An 18,012-nucleotide genomic window follows, 5' to 3' on the forward strand; every position below is an offset into this window, starting at 1 on the left:
AATCATTTTGATGCTCAGTCTTGTGGTTGAAAAGCACGAATCAAAACCACAACACTAAAAAGAAAACAGGACGACAAACGCAGTCTGTCATCCTGTAAACATCTCAATGTTCGAGTACAAATCGTATTATTGATCTGTGTTGAGTAAGTTCTCTACCATGTGCGGCGCAAGTTTATTTAGAATAAAACAAAACAGCTCTGCAGTTTTTTGCGTATCGTATAAAGCTGAATGAGCTTCTTTGCCATCAAACTCAATACCTGCCTGAATGCATGATTTTGCCAGCACCGTTTGACCAAACATCACCGCACTTAAAGTCACTGTATCAAACACTGAAAAGCTGTGGAATGGGTTTTGGTTTTTCGTGCCTGTGCGGGCAATGGCTGCTTGTACAAAGCCTAAATCGAAATGCGCATTGTGACCGACCAAAATGGCATGGGTACAATTCTGTTGGCGACGCACTTCATTGACTGATTTGAAAATCCGTTTTAATGCGGTTTTTTCATCTTCAGCCATAGCCATACGCATAGGGTTGAAAGGATCAATCCCAATAAAGTCCAACGAACGACGGTCTAAATTTGCCCCTTCAAACGGGTTGATATGCGCATGATACGCTTCACCTGGTACAAATTTGCCATCCGCATCATAAATAATTGGAATGGCAGCAATTTCCAACAAAGCATCGGTTTGGGCATTAAAGCCTGCGGTTTCCACATCGACCACCACAGGCAAAAAACCACGAAAACGTTGCCCCATCACGGGCAAAGTTGTATCTGTCACACTTTTCTCCATTGAATGGTTTTACCCGCATATAACGGAATAATTTGTTCACCATCCAAGTAGTCTAAACTGGTTGGAATGATTTGCTCTTCTTTCACCAAAGTAATGGTGTTGGTATTACGCGGCAAACCATAAAAATCTGCACCAAAGAAGCTTGCAAAGCCTTCTAAGCGGTCAATACGTCCAACTTGATCAAAAGCTTGTGCATAAAGCTCAATTGCCGTAGGCGCACTATAGCAGCCTGCACAGCCACATGCATTTTCTTTGGCATTTTTTGAGTGCGGTGCGCTATCTGTCCCTAAGAAAAATTTAGGATTTCCGCTAGTTGCGACTTCTAATAAGGTTTGTTGATGGGTTTGACGCTTTAAAATAGGCAAACAATAGAAATGCGGTTTTACGCCACCTACTAACATATCATTACGGTTAAATAATAAATGTTGTGGGGTAATGGTTGCTGCGACATTACGGCCTTGTTCTAAAACAAATTGCGCTGCTTCAGAGGTCGTAATGTGTTCAAGCACCAATTTTAAGTTTGGAAATTGTTGTAATAATGGTGAAAGCACTTCATCTAAGAAACGTTTTTCACGGTCAAAAATATCGACATGATTGTGCGTGACTTCGCCGTGCAGTAATAATGGCACTTGTTGTTCTTCAAGTTGCTCAATCACCGCATATACTTTACGAATGTCGCTCACCCCATTGTCTGAATTGGTGGTCGCGCCAGCAGGGTAAAGTTTAATGGCATTCACATGCGCAGAGGCTTTAATTTTCTTGACTTCTTCGGGAGAGGTTTGATCGGTAAAATACAACACCATACGCGGATCAAAATTTACACCTTCAGGGACGTGTGCCATGATGCGTTCACGATACGCTTCCGCTTCTTCTACCGTTTTTACTGGTGGAACAAGGTTAGGCATACAAATTGCGCGTGAAAATTGCTTGGCAAGATCGGGAACAGTACGTTGTAGTGCTAAACCATCACGTAAATGAGCATGCCAGTCATCTGGCTGGATAAGAGTAATCGTATTCAAGGCGCTGCCAGTCTGAAAAATAAAACAGATGATAATCTATAAATGTTAAAATGGTAACGTCGAAAGCCATAAAAAATAGAAATGCCTGAATTAATTGTTTCGACATTGTGTTATTTTTAAACCACTAAAAAAATTATATTCAGGTTGTTACAGTTTTGCTGTGCAACAATCGTGATTAAATGGAATTTAAAGCATCCATGGAATACAAATATAAGTTAGCCAAGCTACAGTACGACAAAGAAAAAAATGAAGAGTTGATTAAACGTCAACGTAAACGTGCGGGGCAGGTTTTTCCGAAACAACTGGAAGTTGAGTTTTGGCAACAGCATCTTGAACAAGCTCGGCACAACATTAACCAATATTTTTGGTCGGGCGTACTCATCTACTTTATTATCACCGTGCTGATGATTACTGGGGATTATTGGATTATTGATCGTAATTCTTTTAAACACGATTTTATCCACTCTTTACTAGGCTTGGTCAATGGCGCGTTTTGCTTACTGACCCTGTTCTTTTTTGCCCATTATAAAATTTTGCGCCCGTATTATGCCTATGCCGCCATGGCTATGATTTTTTGGGCCATTGTGTCGATGACCTGGCTGACCATGACGGTGCATACCGAAGTGTTTAGACACCAAGCCATGATGATCATCAGCATGATTTATATTATGGGTTTTGTACTGACGGGGGTGAAGCCGTTTCACATGCTGCTGACTGGGTTAATGGCGGCTGTGGTTGCCATGATTATGCTATTAACCTTGTATATTCCAATTGATGTGATGGTGATGGGGCGGGTGTTGGTTGGCAGTACGGTAGTGGGTTTTTTAATCAGTAAAATGCTGTGTACCCGTGAGCGGATGATTTTTTTGGTCATGCACCAAGCCCGACTTAGTGAAAAAATTAACCGTATTCATGCTGAAGAATTGTTGCATTTAAGTCAGCATGACGCGCTGACTAAAGTATCCAACAGACGTACTTTTGATGAAATGCTGGACAGCTATTTCGAACAGGCACGGCATGATGAAGTGCCATTGTCTTTACTCTTTATCGATGTCGATTTTTTTAAAAAATATAACGATCATTATGGGCATCAAAAGGGAGATGAAGTCATTTCAGCGATTGCCAAATCCATTAAAGACTCAATTCGTCACATGGATTTTGTTGCGCGTTATGGTGGTGAAGAATTTGTGGTGTTATTGCCAGAAACCGATGCGCATGGTGCGTATGCTGTGGCTTCCAATATTTTTAAAGCGGTTGAGCGTTTAGCGATTCCACATAGTCAATCTTTGGTTGACAGTAATGTCACCATCAGTTTGGGCTTTACCGTCTATAAAGGTGAGGCGGACATTTTTAAAAGCGATTTCTTACAACGTGCAGACCAAGCCTTGTACCGTGCGAAACAGTTGGGACGTAATCAAATTTATTACCACACTTTGCAGGTGGAAGAAGTGCTGTAAATTTTTCTATTGCAGCTTTCATTTAGTATGAATTGTTTAGTCCTCATGTTTAAACAAACATAAAAAAGCCGCTCAATTTGAGCGGCTTTCGATTTCACAAAATCATCACCAAGTGATTATTTGTTTTTGTCTTTCAATTGTGGCACTGCAGAACCTGAACCAATCGACAATAAGCCAGAATTGGTATAAAGACCCAATTTAGCGCGTGTATCGGTAATGTCTAGGTTACGCATAGTTAACTGACCAATACGATCCATTGGCGTAAACATTGAATCACCTTTCTCCATAGTTAAACGCTCAGCTTCATAAGTGAGGTTCGGAGATTCAGTGTTCATAATGGTATAGTCATTACCACGACGTAATTCTAAAGTCACTGTACCAGTAATTGCTTTAGCCACCCAACGCTGCGCAGTTTCACGTAACATTAACGCTTGAGAATCGAACCAACGACCTTGATACAATAAACGACCTAAACGTAAACCGTTAATGCGGTATTGTTCAATAGTATCTTCGTTGTGAATACCCGTAACCAAACGCTCATAAGCAATGTGCAATAACGCCATGCCTGGTGCTTCATAAATACCGCGAGATTTTGCTTCAATAATACGGTTTTCGATTTGGTCAGACATCCCCAAACCATGACGACCACCAATACGGTTCGCTTCAAGAATCAACTCAACAGGGTTTTCAAAACGCTGACCGTTTAATGCAACTGGCATACCTTCTTCAAAGGTAACCGACACTTCTTCGGCTTTAACTTCAACGTCATCTTTCCAGAACGCCACGCCCATGATTGGATCAACGATTTTGATGCCAGCATCTAGGTACTCAAGGTCTTTCGCTTCGTGTGTTGCACCTAGCATGTTTGAGTCAGTTGAATAAGCTTTTTCTTTTGACATTTTATAGTCAAAACCATTGTCGATAAGGAATTGTGACATTTCCGCACGACCGCCTAATTCATCAATAAAGGTTTGGTCTAACCACGGCTTATAAATTTTAAGCGCAGGATTAGTCAATAAACCATAACGATAGAAACGCTCAATATCGTTACCTTTATAGGTTGAACCATCACCCCAGATGTTTACGTCATCTTCTTTCATGGCAGTCACTAGCATTGTACCTGTTACTGCACGACCAAGCGGGGTGGTGTTAAAGTAAGGTATACCGCCTGTGCTGATATGGAATGCACCACATTGGATGGCAGCAATACCTTCCAAAGCCAACTGCATACGGCAGTCAACCAAGACTGCTTTTACCGCACCGTATTCTTCGGCTTTCTTTGGAATGGCATCATAGTCATCTTCATCTGGCTGACCCAAGTTTGCGGTATACGCATATGGTTCAGCGCCTTTTTGCTTCATCCACAATAAAGCAGCTGAAGTATCTAGACCACCAGAAAAGGCGATACCGACTTTTTTGCCTACTGGTACATTCTGCAAGATAGTTGCATTATCAGTCATTGCTAGTCCTAACTTTTTTAAAATAGGCACCACATTTGGTGGCCAAGGAGAATTCTAAACTGCAAATTATAGCACTCTTTAAAATGCTTGTTTTCGTTAAAAAAGCGCATTTGATAAAAAAATCAGGTTCAGGCTTAAATTTTCATTTAGAAATGGCAAACTTGGTATAGATGTTGAAGATCAAAACCTGCAATTGGGATGGTGCAGAATAAAATCACTTTTACTTTTGGGCGGTTTTATATCAAGTTTATATCAAGAATAGTTAGGGTCTATTGCCAAGTTTCATAACGCAATCTGAGAAAGTTTTAGCCACATGAGCAAGAACAAAGCACTGCTTTGTTTGCTGCGCAAGGGGACAAGCATATTTTTTGCTGCTATTGCGTTATGAGTCAGTCATTTAGAATGATTAAATTTCCTGCCTCATGCCTTATATCAGCTAAAAAACCTTGCGAGATATATCTCTCACGTCGCAAACATAGAAGAAGTGTCAACAGACCCTATAAATTGACGTTTGCGCCACACAGTCGAACTTTAGAGTCATAAACAGTTTATAAAAATCGGTTAAAGTATTCATGCAACAAGTTGCAAAGCTCATTATATAAGGACTCATCATGACAACTCGCTATGCAAATATTCTAAAACCATTACATTTAGGATTTACCACCATTAAAAACCGTGTCGTGATGGGTTCAATGCACACGGGTTTGGAAGATCGTTTTTATAATTATCCAAAACTGGCTGCTTATTTTGGCGAACGTGCCAAAGGTGGCGTGGGTTTAATTATTACAGGTGGTATTTCACCTAACCGTCAAGGCTGGTTATTGCCTGCGGGCGGTACTATGAATACATTGGGCGATGTTGCACCACATCGATTAGTGACACATGCCGTACATAAGCATGGTGCGAAAATTTTAATGCAAATTCTGCATTCAGGACGCTATGGTTATCAACCATTTGTGGTGTCTGCAAGTCCGATTAAATCTCCAATTTCACCATTTAAACCACGTAAAATGAGTGAAAGACAAATTTTAAATACCATTGAAGATTATGCGAAAACAGCTAGTTTAGCCAAAATGGCAGGCTACGATGGTGTCGAAATTATGGGTTCGGAAGGCTATTTACTGAATCAGTTTTTAAGCCGTCATGTGAATCAGCGTGAAGACCAATGGGGCGGTACGATTGAAAACCGTATGCGTTTTGCTTTAGAAGTAGTCAAAGCCATTCGCGCCGAAGTGGGTGAAAAATTTATTATCTGCTTCCGCTTGTCGATGCTGGATTTAGTCCACGATGGCAATACCATGCACGAAGTGATTACCGTTGCCAAAGCCTTAGAGCATGCGGGTGTGAACTTGCTCAATACAGGGATTGGCTGGCATGAAGCGCGCATTCCAACCATCGTGACTTCTGTGCCACGCGCAGCTTTTGTTGATTACACCGCAGAAGTGAAAAAACACGTTGAGATTCCTGTAATTGCATCCAACCGTATTAATATGCCTGATACTGCAGAAGAAATATTGGCAGCGGGTAAAGCTGATATGATTCAAATGGCACGACCATTGTTGGCAGATGCGTTTTGGGTCAATAAAACTGCGACCAATCGTGTCAATGAAATTAACACCTGTATTGCCTGTAACCAAGCGTGTTTAGATCATACCTTTAAAAATCAGCGTGCGACTTGTTTGGTCAATCCGCGTGCAGCCTATGAAACTGAATTGGTCTATGAAAAAACCAAGCAACCGAAGCGTATTGCAGTTGTCGGTGGTGGTGTTGCGGGAATGTCTGCTGCTACAGTTGCTGCTAGTCGTGGGCACCATGTGACTTTATTTGAAGCCAGCAACGAAGTGGGCGGTCAATTCAACTTGGCAAAAGTCGTGCCGGGCAAAGAAGAATTTCACGAAACCATTCGCTACTTTAAAGTGCAAATTGAAAAAACTGGGGTCGATTTGCGTTTAAATACCAAAGTCAACCGCGAGCAACTCGAACGTGAAGGTTTTGATGAAGTGGTCATTGCAACAGGTGTAGTACCACGTGCTTTAAAAATTGAAGGCAGCGATGCACCGCAAGTATTGTCTTATGCAGAAGTATTACGTGGTGCACCTGTTGGACAAAAAGTCGCTGTGATTGGTGCAGGCGGTATCGGTTTTGATGTGTCGGAGTTTTTACTGAAACCTGAACATCAGCCACAACCGCAGCCTTTGGCAGATTGGCAGCGTGAGTGGGGAGTCGATCCGAATCCTAACTATGTGACTGAAGGTGGTATGCTTGCTCCAGAAGTTCATCCCCCAGTCCGTGAAATTTATTTATTGCAACGTAAGACGACAGCTTTAGGTGCAGGTTTGGGTAAAACTTCAGGATGGGTACATCGTGCACAGTTGAAAAAACATGCGGTGCGTATGCTACGTGGTGTGCAATATAAAGCCATCAGCAATGAAGGCTTGTGGATTGAAATGGCAGGTCAAGACCAATTGTTACGTGTAGATAGCATTGTAGTCTGTGCAGGGCAGGAGTCGGTTAAAGATTTAATGCCTGCGGCAGATGAAAATACTTTGGCTAACTATCATATTATTGGTGGTGCAAAGCTTGCTGCAGAGTTAGATGCAAAACGTGCGATTCGTGAAGGGGCTGAATTGGCTGCTAAACTTTAAAAAGTGAGGTGGCTATGCTGTTGTTTTGATGAACTTTAGCGCTGATTTGGTGAAACAATATTCACTTGAGTGCTTGAGTGGTATTTTTTACTTGTCATCAAATCAAAAGCTTCGTATCATGGCCCACATGGAAGCGTGGCAGAGCGGTTTAATGCACCGGTCTTGAAAACCGACGAGGGCGCGAGTCCTCCGTGAGTTCGAATCTCACCGCTTCCGCCAAATATCAATGACTTAGCCCTGACATATTCAGGGCTTTGTTGTTTCTAGGGTTATGCAACGTAAGCCTGTAGTAAGCAAAAAATATTTAATTTTGAAATACTAATTATCAAATTGCTTGAATTGTTTCTAATATATAAGATGTGCTTATCTTCAGAACAACAATTTAGAAGTTAAGTTATGGACATTTTTGAGTTTGTTAGTAGTTACAAGAATCACCCAGTTTTATTTGTGGGTACTGGTCTAAGTCTTCGATATTTAAATAACTCTTTTAATTGGGAAGGGCTTTTGAAGTATGTGGCTATTGATCTCTATGGCACCGATGAAAAATTTTATGATATGAAGAACAAGGTGCATAAGACCCATGATGGCATACGCGCCAACTTAAGGCTTAAATTGTTGAAATATATTATAATTATCGCTTGAAAAATAAAAAAGGTGGTTGTATTTATTAATGCGCTAACACAAAACACAACTACCGTGGCGTATCATGATTCATTTTCAACAGTTATTACAAGTACTTCCTTCAAATATTGAACAAATGGCGATCAATTGTAATGCTTTTCAACGGGCTAGAAAAATTAAATGTAAGCGTCCGCTGAACCCCATGCCTATTTTTTAATTTGAGTTGGATTTCCAGCGATGTGGCAGTAATTCTTCTATTTGGGTCGCTTTATGCGTCGGCAGCCTTTTCAGTACAGTAAGCATCCGCTGAACCCCATAGCTTTTTTTAATTCGATTCAGGTTTCCAGCGGTGCGGCAGCAATTCTTCAATTTGGGTCACTTTATGTGTCGGCAGCCTTTTCAGCACATCACTTAAATAGGCATACGGATCCAAGCCATTCAGCTTTGCTGACTGGATTAAAGTCATGATATTCGCCGCTCGCTGACCACTGCGCAGCGAACCTGCAAACAGCCAGTTCTTGCGCCCCAACGCCCAGGGACGCATCTGATTCTCTACCCAATTGTTGCATATCGGTAGATTGCCATCATCCAGATAACGGCTTAAGGCTGGCCAACGCTTCAGAGTGTAATTGATGGCCTTGGCGGTGGGAGAACTCGATGGCACCGTCAGATGATGTTGGTTGAGCCATTCATATAGTTGTTGCATCACCGGTTGGCTATGCTGTTGTCGGTATTCGCGGCGGTCTTCCGCTGTACCATCCGTCTTTTTCCTGAGTTCTGCTTCTATGGCATACAGTTTCTGAATCAGCACTAATGCCTGTTCAGCGACCTGACTTTTCCCGGTCACATGCAGTTCATGGAATTTACGACGTGCATGGGCCATGCAGCCCACCTCAATGACCTGGCCTGATTTGAAGCGTGCTTTATAACCACTGTAATCATCACAGACTAGATAGCCCTGCCAGCCTTTCAAGAACTCTGTCAACGGCAATTTAAAACTGACCCCTTTGATCTCGTATTAAGTTTCAACCTGTGGCTGAATCCCTATTCTTTTTTTATCCTTCAAACGATAACTCTCACCCGATGGAATTTAAAACCTTAAAGCCAGCATTAAAAAGTTTTATTGGTACTTTATTTGAAGATAATCCGTATCAATTCCAACCTGTTTTTCGAGGTTTTTATTTTACCAGTGCTTTACAGGAATGCAGCATCGAAAGCCCGATGACAGAAAGTATTGCACAAGAATTTCAACTGCAGCAGCTTGCAAGCCCTTTTCAGGACGAAGAAAAAAGTTCGATTGCCCCAAATCATGGTTATTTTTTACAAGGTTTGTTTTCCAATGTGATTTTGCGTGATCAACATTTGGTGAAACAACATATTAATCCTGCGAAAAAACGTCAGCGATATATGGCGTTTACTGCTGCATTACTTGGTGTTGGATTGTTGCTCAGTGTTTGGGTGTGGTCATATCGTCATAACCAACAACTCATTGCCGATGTTCAGGCAGACTTAGATCAAGTTATACGACTGGAAAAAACTTTTGGACAGGTTTTATCCACACAACTCGAAAGCTTATTAATTTTACAAGCACGTCTGCAACAGTTGGATGGGTTTTCCGAACAACGTCCACTTAAGTTCAGTTTTGGCTTATATCAGGGCAAGAAGTTACGCGAACAGCTCAAAGTTGAATATCTAAAAGGCGTTCAGCAGATTGTATTGTTGCCAACCCAGCAAAATATCGCGCAATACTTACAGCGTGTCCAACAAGATGCGGCAACACTCAAAGCGCATCATATACATGCAAAAACGCAGCAAGTTGCGAAAACTCAACCATATTTAGAGCCTTCCGTGCAAAATCCGCAAGATGCTTATAATGCGTTAAAGGCTTATTTAATGCTGACGAATCCTGAATATCGGGAGAGCAGTCATTTAAGTGATCAGATTTCACGTTTTTGGCGCACTTGGTTGGATGCCCATCGTGGAGAAATGCCACGTACGGACATGATTCAGCAGGCAGAAAAAATCCTGTCTTATGCCATGACACTCGCTCATCAGGACGATTTTCCTGTACTGGAAAGCGATGCACAAATGGTCGATCAAACTCGTCAAGTGCTGTTGTCGGTCATTCAGGGAATGCCTGCACGAGATCGGGTATATAACGAAATAAAAATGCGTGCAGCAGTACGTTTTCCTGCACTTACGGTCAGTCAAATTGTGGGGGAGCAACACAGTCGCATTGTTTTAGGCAGTCATGCTTTGCCTGGTATTTTTACGCAGCAGGCGTGGAATGAATATGTCGAACAAGCCATTGATCAGGTAGCCAATCAGCCAACGGACAGCAAAGATTGGGTGCTCAATAGTCATCAGTCGGATGATCTAACTTTTTCAGGAAGTCCTGAACAAATCCGTAAACAATTGCTGAGCTTGTATCAGCAAGAATATGTGAGTGAATGGAAGAAATTTCTAAATGGCATCCATTATGCAAAAACAGATCAGTTCAATCAGCAAGTGAAACAGCTTGATCTGTTGGGAGAGCCGCAAAACTCGCCAATTCGCAAGTTATTGCAACGTATTGCAGTGGAAACCAATTGGGATAATCCAATTGTGCAAGCTGAACTTGCTGTGCCTGAACAAGGATTTATGGCGTGGTTTAAAGACAAAGTGCTGCGTCAATCTAATGACAAAGCTGCAGCGCAGGCAGCTCTAAAAGCGCAAGGTGCGATTTCTCAAGAATACCAAATGTTTTATCAACTGCTGCGTAAACGTGACGATTTACAGGATCAATCTCTGTTTGATGTGTATATGAACAACCTTGCACAGGTGCGCAGCAAGTTAAATGATCTTCAAACGGCAGGGGAAATTGGACCAAGTGCAATGGCATTGTTCAAACAAACCATCCATGATCAAAACTCGGTCTTTAATACAACGCAAAAATATGTCGATGAAAAAATGATGGTGGGTTTAAAAGAGGCTGACCAACAATTATTACAAAAACTGTTGATGACACCGCTAACTCAATCTTTTGCAAGTTTAATTGTACCGACACAAGATGAAATTAATAAATTATGGCGTATTCAAGCCTATCAACCGTTTGCAACACATTTAGGTCAGAAATATCCATTTCATTCAGGGGGGACTTTACAGGCAACCAGTCAGGAAATGGGACAAATTTTTGGTGAAACAGGAAGTATTGCTGGCTTTGTCAAAGACACTTTAGATCCGTTGTTGATTCGTCGTGGTTATGTCTTAACTTCAAAAACATGGAAAGATTTAGGCTTAAATTTAAATCCTCAGTTTGTGATGGCATTTCCGCAATATGTTGCGCCAATTCATGGTATGGCAACAGGACGTTTAGATCAGCCTGCAACATCTGCTGTTTCAAATCAATCCAATTTCCAATTTTATCCATTACAGCACCCACAATTTTTATCGTATAGCATCGATATTGATGGTCAGCGAATGCAGTTTGAAAATGGAATTCAACAATGGGTCAACTTTGTGTGGCCCAATCCAGGCGCAATTCCCGGCGTGCGTATTAGTGCAGTCGATTTAAACGGTCAGTCGCATACTATTTTTGAAGCACCGGGCGAATATGGTATTAACCGTTTAATTGATGCTGCACAGCGCAAAGAGCAAAACGGTCACTTTGAAATGACTTGGGTCAGTAAAACGGAACCATCTTTATCTTTAAAAGTGAATTTCCGACTCATTAGCGGACATAGCTCGGGCAATATTGGTTCAAGTCGTGGTTATGTGGGGTTGCAGTTGGTCGATCAAGTCACCACGACCAAAGCACTTCTTGTGGTTGCTGCACAAACGACAGCAATGAGTCCCGCACAAACAGCGGCTACGCAGTCTAAAACTACAATGTCTGCACAAGTGGGAGGCGTTCCGCAATGATCAAGAGAAATAACACTTGGCAAAAGGCGTGGTGGGTATGCAAGCAGTAAAAACCGTACCTTTATATTATGGAAAAATACCTGCCCGTGGTGATTTTATAAAGTCTAAAGGGCAATCGGAACTCATTCAGCAGCTCGATCAGTGGATTAGTAATGCACTGGAACATGCCATGCAGAGCGCAGATTTTAAACAGCGTTATGCAACTTTGCCTGCTTTAGATTTTTTGATTGCCCATCCAGCAGAACCAATGTTTTTAGCTGTTAATTTAAAGGCGAGCCAAGATAGCTCGGGGCGGGCATTTCCAATGCTACTGGGGCAGTTGTTTGAGGTCGAACAGCCGAGTCAAAAGTTATTATTTGTGCCGTTTTTTTACAAAGCTATTTGGACTGATTTATTGCAACGCAATCAGGTCTTAAGCAATATCCGTGATCCCAATATGTCATTTGAACTGTTGAATCAATTGCCGAATAGGGTTCAACTTTTGAGTGCAGAAGAATACCAAGACTTTTATGAAAAACACAGCACGCATTCATTGGCACAATTAATGAAAATCAGTGTCAATGACTTGGCTCAGAGTATGATTGGGTTGGGACTTTTACTGCAACCCGTCCTCAAAAATGGCACTCGTCGTTTAAACAAAGTGATGATTTTACCGCTGAATCATCCGCGATATTGCTTTGAAATCGCAGCATTTTGGATGGGCATGATCGGGCGGTTTTTAGGCGCGCATCATACTGAAATTTTGCTGGGGATACTACATTTTGAGGCACCCATTTTGATCATTGATTTTCAGGGGGCTGATGTCATGACGCTGCGCGATCTATTTATTCAAAATATGCAGGATGAACATTGGGTTTCTTTAATTCAAGCCACTTGGATTGATGCTTATTTAGAACAAAATGCAGGTCTTGCAACATTGGAACAATTACTTTGTCAGCGGCAGTTAAATCTTAACCAAGCCTTGAAGCTGTTTAGGCAAACTTTTTTAGATAAATAAATATGAAAAATAATCAAAAACGTATTCGCGTAAGTCTACTTATTGGCTTGTGTTTTTTAGTCCAAAGTCATTTGATCTATGCAGCGCCCATTGTTATAGAAGGTGTGGTGCCAAACGAAGCAAGTAAACAAGCTATTTTGGCGAAAATGCAAGCTGTGTATGGTGAAACGCAGGTACTAGATAAAATTCAAGTCCGTGCAGTTGTTGCACCGAATGGTTGGGATGACTCAGTTTCGCGTATGATTACAGCGGATTTAAAAAAGATTTCGCAAGGGCAGTTACGTGTGAAAGGGACTCAAATTGATTTGATAGGAAAGGTGAGTGCTGCTCATCAAATTCAAGCTACGACAGCAAACTTTCAGGCTTTGGTACAGCAGCCTTATTGTTTGAACACACAGCTTTCGGGGAGTCAGTATGAACAAAAAATGCTGGATGCTGCGCTCAAAAACAGGATTGTTGAGTTTGAATCGGGCAGTGCAATTTTGACTGACGTAGGGCAAAAAATTCTGGATGAAATGGCTGTGGCATTGAAGCAAGTTGGCACCAAAAAAGTGAAAATTGTTGGACATACAGACAGTTCGGGCGATGCGCATAAAAATATAGTGTTAAGCCAATCACGTGCAGGCGCGGTAAAAAATTATTTGATCGATAAAGGTATTGCGATAACGCATTTAAGCACCGAAGGTCAAGGTTCTAATCAGCCTGTCGCAGACAATACAACGCCACAAGGACGTAAGAAAAATCGACGTATTGAATTTGAGGTGCTTTGATTAGTTGATATTGAGCAAGGCGGAAGTTGAGCGTCATGTCCTGATCTTTAGAGCATCTGTGTGTAAACAGATGGCATAGAAAATAAAAACAGCATCAATCATTCAGTAATTTCCACAGTGAGAGTGCTTTGTGCAATTTAAAGCACGAATCTTGAATACATTGATCTGAAATAGAGGCTTTAAATCAACATTCGGAAGTTTTACTGCCGAAACGCGCCAAGAAAACCATTTTCCATCTAGCTGATTATGGCATTTCACAGTAGAATATGCGCTCTCTTCAAGTCACATTGTGGCATGGTCCAAAAGATCAGCCCGTGGAGCCAAAATCAGCATGTTTATCGTTGCCGGTGCACCTGCACATTCATCTTTTAAGAAAACTCAACTCTTAAACCGTTTAGCGTCAATGAGTTCTGTTCAATCTTTCGATAGCCAATGGGTTTATTTATTTGACCAAGCGCTCGACGAGCAACAACAGCAATCTGCTTTACAGCTTTTAAACGATGGTGCATCTTTTGAATTACGCCAAGCTGCAAGTGATGAAGTTCAAATTTTAGTGACACCACGTGTGGGCACAATTTCTCCTTGGTCATCAAAAGCAACCGATATTTTTGCCAACTGTAATACGCCTGTACACCGCCTAGAACGCGGTGTTTTGTTTACCTTAAAAGGTATTACAGACGTTTCAAACGAAGTAAAACAAGTATTGCATGACCGCATGACCGAAAGTGTGTTTAACCACATTAACGATGCTGCAGCGTTATTTGTTGAAACTGAACCAAAACCTTTAAATAGCATTGATATTTTGGGTGAAGGCAAAGCGGCATTGGTAAAAGCCAACAGTGAGTTTGGTTTTGCCTTGTCTGATGAAGAAATTGATTATTTAACCGAAGCATTTATCAAGTTAGGCCGTAATCCGCATGACATTGAATTGATGATGTTTGCACAAGCCAACTCTGAGCACTGCCGTCACAAAATCTTTGGTTCTGAATGGACAATTGATGGCGAAGTACAGCCATTGTCATTGTTCCAAATGATCAAAAATACTTATAAAGAATCACCAACAGACGTATTGTCGGCTTACAAAGACAACGCTTCGGTGATTGTTGGTTTTGATACGCAGCGTTTCTATCCGAAAAAAGATGCTGCAACAGGTCACTACGTTTATAAATATAAGAGCCAAGCTGCCCACATTCTTATGAAAGTGGAAACACACAACCACCCAACTGCAATTGCACCATTTGCAGGTGCTGCGACAGGTTCGGGTGGTGAAATCCGTGATGAAGGCGCGACAGGTCGTGGTGGTAAACCAAAAGCAGGTTTAACAGGCTTTACAGTATCGAATTTAAATATTCCTGGTTTTGAACAGCCTTGGGAAGAAAACTATGGCAAGCCTTCACGTATGGCATCGCCATTACAAATTATGATTGAAGGCCCATTGGGCGGTGCAGCGTTTAACAACGAATTTGGTCGTCCTGCGTTAAATGGTTACTTCCGTACTTTCGAGCAAAACGTGAATGGTGAAGTAAAAGGCTTCCATAAACCAATCATGATTGCAGGTGGTTACGGCAACATTCGTCCAGACCATGTCGAAAAAGACCCAATTCAGCCAGGCGATTTATTAATCGTTTTAGGCGGCCCTGCGATGTTGATCGGTTTAGGCGGTGGCGCTGCATCTTCTGTAGATAGCGGAACCATGGGTGAAAATCTTGACTTCGCTTCAGTACAACGTGAAAACCCAGAAATGGAACGCCGTTGCCAAGAAGTGATTGATACATGCTGGCGTTTGGAAGATGCTAACCCAATCGTATCAGTGCATGACGTGGGTGCAGGTGGTATTTCGAACGCAATGCCTGAGTTGGTAAATGATCACGAACTAGGTGCAGTGCTTGATTTGCGTAAGATTCCATCTTTAGAACCTGGCATGTCGCCTATGGAAATTTGGTCAAACGAAGCGCAAGAGCGTTATGTATTGGCCATCCGTCCAAGTTCTTTAGAATTATTTGAATCAATCTGTGCGCGTGAGCGTTGTCCGTTTGCAGTATTGGGTGAAGCGACAGAAGCGCGTCATTTAACGGTTGAAGATCCACTGTTCAATAACAAAGCTGTAGATATGCCAATGCAGGTCTTGTTAGGTGGTACGCCACGCATGAGCCGTTCTTATGAAAGCATTGAGCGTCAAGGTGATGATTTTGATGCAGCTCAAGTTACTGATCTGAAAGATGCGATTTACCGTGTCATCAAGAATCCAACTGTTGCTTCTAAATCATTCCTAATCACGATTGGTGACCGTTCAATTACAGGTATGGTTGCACGTGATCAGTTGGTTGGCCCATGGCAGGTGCCTGTTGCAGATGCAGCAGTAACCACTACCAGCTTGCAAGGCTTTACAGGTGAAGCAATGGCGATGGGTGAACGTCCACCTGTAGCTTTATTAAACCCTGCAGCATCTGCGCGTTTGGCAGTGGCAGAATCTATTTCCAATATCATGTCAGCCAAAATTGACCAGATCAGCGACATTAAATTATCTGCAAACTGGATGGCAGCAGCAGGTCAAAAAGGCGAAGACCAAGCTTTGTTTGAAGGTGTAAAAGCCATTGGTATGGAAATGTGTCCTGCGCTAGGAATTGCAATTCCAGTAGGTAAAGACTCATTGTCTATGCGTACCACTTGGAATGACGAAGGTGTTGATAAATCTGTAACTTCACCAATGTCAGGTGTAATTACTGCATTTGCACCAGTGACCGATGTACGTAAAACACTAACCCCTGAATTGAAAAATACCGATTCAGTATTGGTACGTATTGACTTGTCTAAAGGTCAGTTCCGTTTAGGCGGTTCAATTTTAGCGCAAGTGTATAAAGCTATTGGTTCAGTAACACCAGATGTCGATAACTTTGACGAATTCAAAGCATTCTTTGCTTTGGTACAAGACTGGAATAACCGTGGCTTGATTCAAGCTTATCACGACATTGGTGATGGTGGTTTATTGGCAACTGTAACAGAAATGATGTTCGCTTCACGTTTAGGTGTGGCGTTAGAAGATCAATCTGTTGCGGCATTGTTTGCTGAAGAAATTGGTGCAGTACTACAAATCTCTAAAGCAGACTGGGCTAACTTAGCTGCTGAAGTTGCTGCATCTACTTTGAAAGATGCGATTTCGGTAGTCGGTACAGTTAATAGCACAGACCAACTTGCTGTAAATGGCTTGGTGCTTGAACGTGCCGATTTGCAAGCGGCTTGGAGTGAAGTATCACACCAAATCCAGCGTTTACGTGACAACTCAGAAACTGCTGATCAAGAATTTGCTTTGATCACAGACAAAAACCACAAAGGCTTAATTGCTCAACCGACATTTGACTTAAATGAGCCAGTTGAAGCGCCATACATCAACACACGTCGTCCTAACATGGTGATTTTACGTGAACAAGGCGTAAACGGTCATGTAGAAATGGCGGCAGCATTTGACAAAGTCGGCTTTAACACCGTTGACGTACACATGAGTGACTTGCTTGCAGGGCGTGTCGATTTAGACGACTTTGAAGGCTTAGTGGCGTGTGGTGGTTTCTCTTACGGTGACGTATTAGGTGCTGGCGGTGGCTGGGCGAAGTCAGTCTTGTTCAACCCGAAATTACGCGACCAGTTTGAGAAATTCTTTAACCGTCAAGAAACGTTCTCACTGGGTATCTGTAACGGTTGTCAAATGTTGTCACAATTAGCACCACTCATTCCAGGTGCAGAAGCGTGGCCACGTTTCCATCGCAATACTTCAGAAGTGTTTGAAGCGCGTAGCGTTAACGTCCGTGTGGAAAAATCAAACTCTGTATTATTGCAAGATATGGAAGGCTCGATTTTACCAATCGCGGTGGCGCATGGCGAAGGTCGTGTCGTTGCACCTGAAGCTAATTTGGCAGCCTTAAATGCAGGTAACCAAGTGATTTTACGTTATGTCGATAGCCACGGAAATGCGACTCAACATTATCCAATGAACCCGAATGGTTCGCCAGAAGGTATTTCAGGCGTAACTTCAAAAGATGGTCGTGCAACAATTATGATGCCGCACCCTGAACGTAATTTCCGTGCGCTTCAACATTCTTGGAAACCTGAAGAATGGACTGAAGATGGTGCATGGTTACGTATGTTCCGCAATGCGCGTAAATTTATTGGTTAAGATTTCACTCGCTTAATCTATAGCAGTCAGCCACCTTCGGGTGGCTGATTTTTTTGCTGTGAATATGCAACTTTTATATAGACGTGCATGTTTCCACCTAAATGAATCGTCGGCTTGCTGTTCAACAATTCTGCATTAATCTCAACAATCATAGTCATCCTAGACAACTCAAGCTATCATAAACAA

9 protein-coding genes, 1 tRNA gene and 2 pseudogenes are annotated in these 18,012 nt (G+C 42.1%); 7 read left to right on the plus strand and 5 right to left on the minus strand.

What is annotated here, in order from left to right; translation table 11 throughout:
- Positions 1-126 precede the first annotated feature (126 nt).
- Positions 127-789 carry a ribonuclease T gene (gene rnt / locus FTU70_RS08430; RefSeq protein WP_096902181.1) on the minus strand — a complete coding sequence of 221 codons (663 nt, stop codon included), beginning with the start codon at positions 787-789 and terminating at the stop codon, positions 127-129.
- Positions 774-1,808, minus strand: coding sequence for a dihydroorotase (pyrC, locus tag FTU70_RS08435; protein ID WP_004972678.1), 1,035 nt, complete (start codon positions 1,806-1,808; stop codon positions 774-776). Before pyrC ends, rnt begins: the two co-directional genes overlap by 16 nt.
- 197 nt (positions 1,809-2,005) lie before the next feature.
- On the opposite strand from pyrC, the gene FTU70_RS08440 reads away from it, so the two are divergent.
- On the plus strand, positions 2,006-3,265 hold the full coding sequence (locus tag FTU70_RS08440; protein ID WP_180060445.1) for a GGDEF domain-containing protein: 1,260 nt from the start codon (positions 2,006-2,008) through the stop codon (positions 3,263-3,265).
- 116 nt (positions 3,266-3,381) lie between these two features.
- Here FTU70_RS08440 and argG read toward each other — a convergent pair whose 3' ends face one another.
- Positions 3,382-4,725 (minus strand): argininosuccinate synthase, encoded by a 1,344-nt coding sequence (gene argG / locus FTU70_RS08445; RefSeq protein ID WP_004972682.1) that lies wholly within the window; start codon positions 4,723-4,725, stop codon positions 3,382-3,384.
- 611 nt (positions 4,726-5,336) lie between these two features.
- Between argG and FTU70_RS08450 the strand changes: the two genes are divergently transcribed.
- Both FTU70_RS08450 and FTU70_RS08455 read left to right on the plus strand, forming a co-directional pair.
- Positions 5,337-7,370, plus strand: coding sequence for an NADPH-dependent 2,4-dienoyl-CoA reductase (locus FTU70_RS08450; RefSeq protein ID WP_004972684.1), 2,034 nt, complete (start codon positions 5,337-5,339; stop codon positions 7,368-7,370).
- Positions 7,371-7,499: 129 nt separating this feature from the next.
- A tRNA-Ser gene (locus FTU70_RS08455) sits at positions 7,500-7,589 on the plus strand.
- A 727-nt stretch (positions 7,590-8,316) separates the two neighbouring features.
- Here FTU70_RS08455 and FTU70_RS08460 read toward each other — a convergent pair.
- Positions 8,317-8,970, minus strand: a pseudogene (locus FTU70_RS08460) (IS66-like element ISAba25 family transposase); the annotation flags it as partial.
- A gap of 101 nt (positions 8,971-9,071) precedes the next feature.
- Between FTU70_RS08460 and FTU70_RS08470 the strand changes: the two are divergent.
- The 4 genes and pseudogenes from FTU70_RS08470 to purL all read left to right on the plus strand — a co-directional run.
- Positions 9,072-11,891 (plus strand): annotated as a pseudogene (locus tag FTU70_RS08470) (ImcF-related family protein); the annotation flags it as partial.
- A 37-nt stretch (positions 11,892-11,928) separates the two neighbouring features.
- Positions 11,929-12,888 (plus strand): type VI secretion system-associated protein TagF, encoded by a 960-nt coding sequence (gene tagF / locus FTU70_RS08475; RefSeq protein ID WP_180060465.1) that lies wholly within the window; start codon positions 11,929-11,931, stop codon positions 12,886-12,888.
- 2 nt (positions 12,889-12,890) lie between these two features.
- Entirely contained in the window at positions 12,891-13,658 is a 768-nt protein-coding gene (locus tag FTU70_RS08480; protein ID WP_180060446.1) for an OmpA family protein, read from the plus strand.
- Between the two features lie 331 nt (positions 13,659-13,989).
- Positions 13,990-17,826 (plus strand): phosphoribosylformylglycinamidine synthase, encoded by a 3,837-nt coding sequence (gene purL / locus FTU70_RS08485; protein WP_179988931.1) that lies wholly within the window; start codon positions 13,990-13,992, stop codon positions 17,824-17,826.
- 26 nt (positions 17,827-17,852) lie between these two features.
- On the opposite strand, the gene FTU70_RS14355 is transcribed toward purL, so the two are convergent.
- Positions 17,853-17,984, minus strand: coding sequence for a hypothetical protein (locus tag FTU70_RS14355; RefSeq protein ID WP_256732322.1), 132 nt, complete (start codon positions 17,982-17,984; stop codon positions 17,853-17,855).
- Positions 17,985-18,012 lie beyond the last annotated feature (28 nt).

It is taken from the genome of Acinetobacter sp. YH12135 (genome assembly GCF_013418565.1).
Taxonomy (GTDB): Bacteria; Pseudomonadota; Gammaproteobacteria; order Pseudomonadales; family Moraxellaceae; genus Acinetobacter; species Acinetobacter towneri.

Coding starts and splice junctions, on each gene's coding strand:
- tagF (WP_180060465.1), top strand. CDS start 11,929: ATGCAAGCAGTAAAAACCGTACCTTTATATTATGGAAAAATACCTGCC.
- rnt (WP_096902181.1), bottom strand. CDS start 789: ATGGAGAAAAGTGTGACAGATACAACTTTGCCCGTGATGGGGCAACGT.
- FTU70_RS14355 (WP_256732322.1), bottom strand. CDS start 17,984: ATGACTATGATTGTTGAGATTAATGCAGAATTGTTGAACAGCAAGCCG.
- argG (WP_004972682.1), bottom strand. CDS start 4,725: ATGACTGATAATGCAACTATCTTGCAGAATGTACCAGTAGGCAAAAAA.
- FTU70_RS08450 (WP_004972684.1), top strand. CDS start 5,337: ATGACAACTCGCTATGCAAATATTCTAAAACCATTACATTTAGGATTT.
- FTU70_RS08480 (WP_180060446.1), top strand. CDS start 12,891: ATGAAAAATAATCAAAAACGTATTCGCGTAAGTCTACTTATTGGCTTG.
- purL (WP_179988931.1), top strand. CDS start 13,990: ATGTTTATCGTTGCCGGTGCACCTGCACATTCATCTTTTAAGAAAACT.
- FTU70_RS08440 (WP_180060445.1), top strand. CDS start 2,006: ATGGAATACAAATATAAGTTAGCCAAGCTACAGTACGACAAAGAAAAA.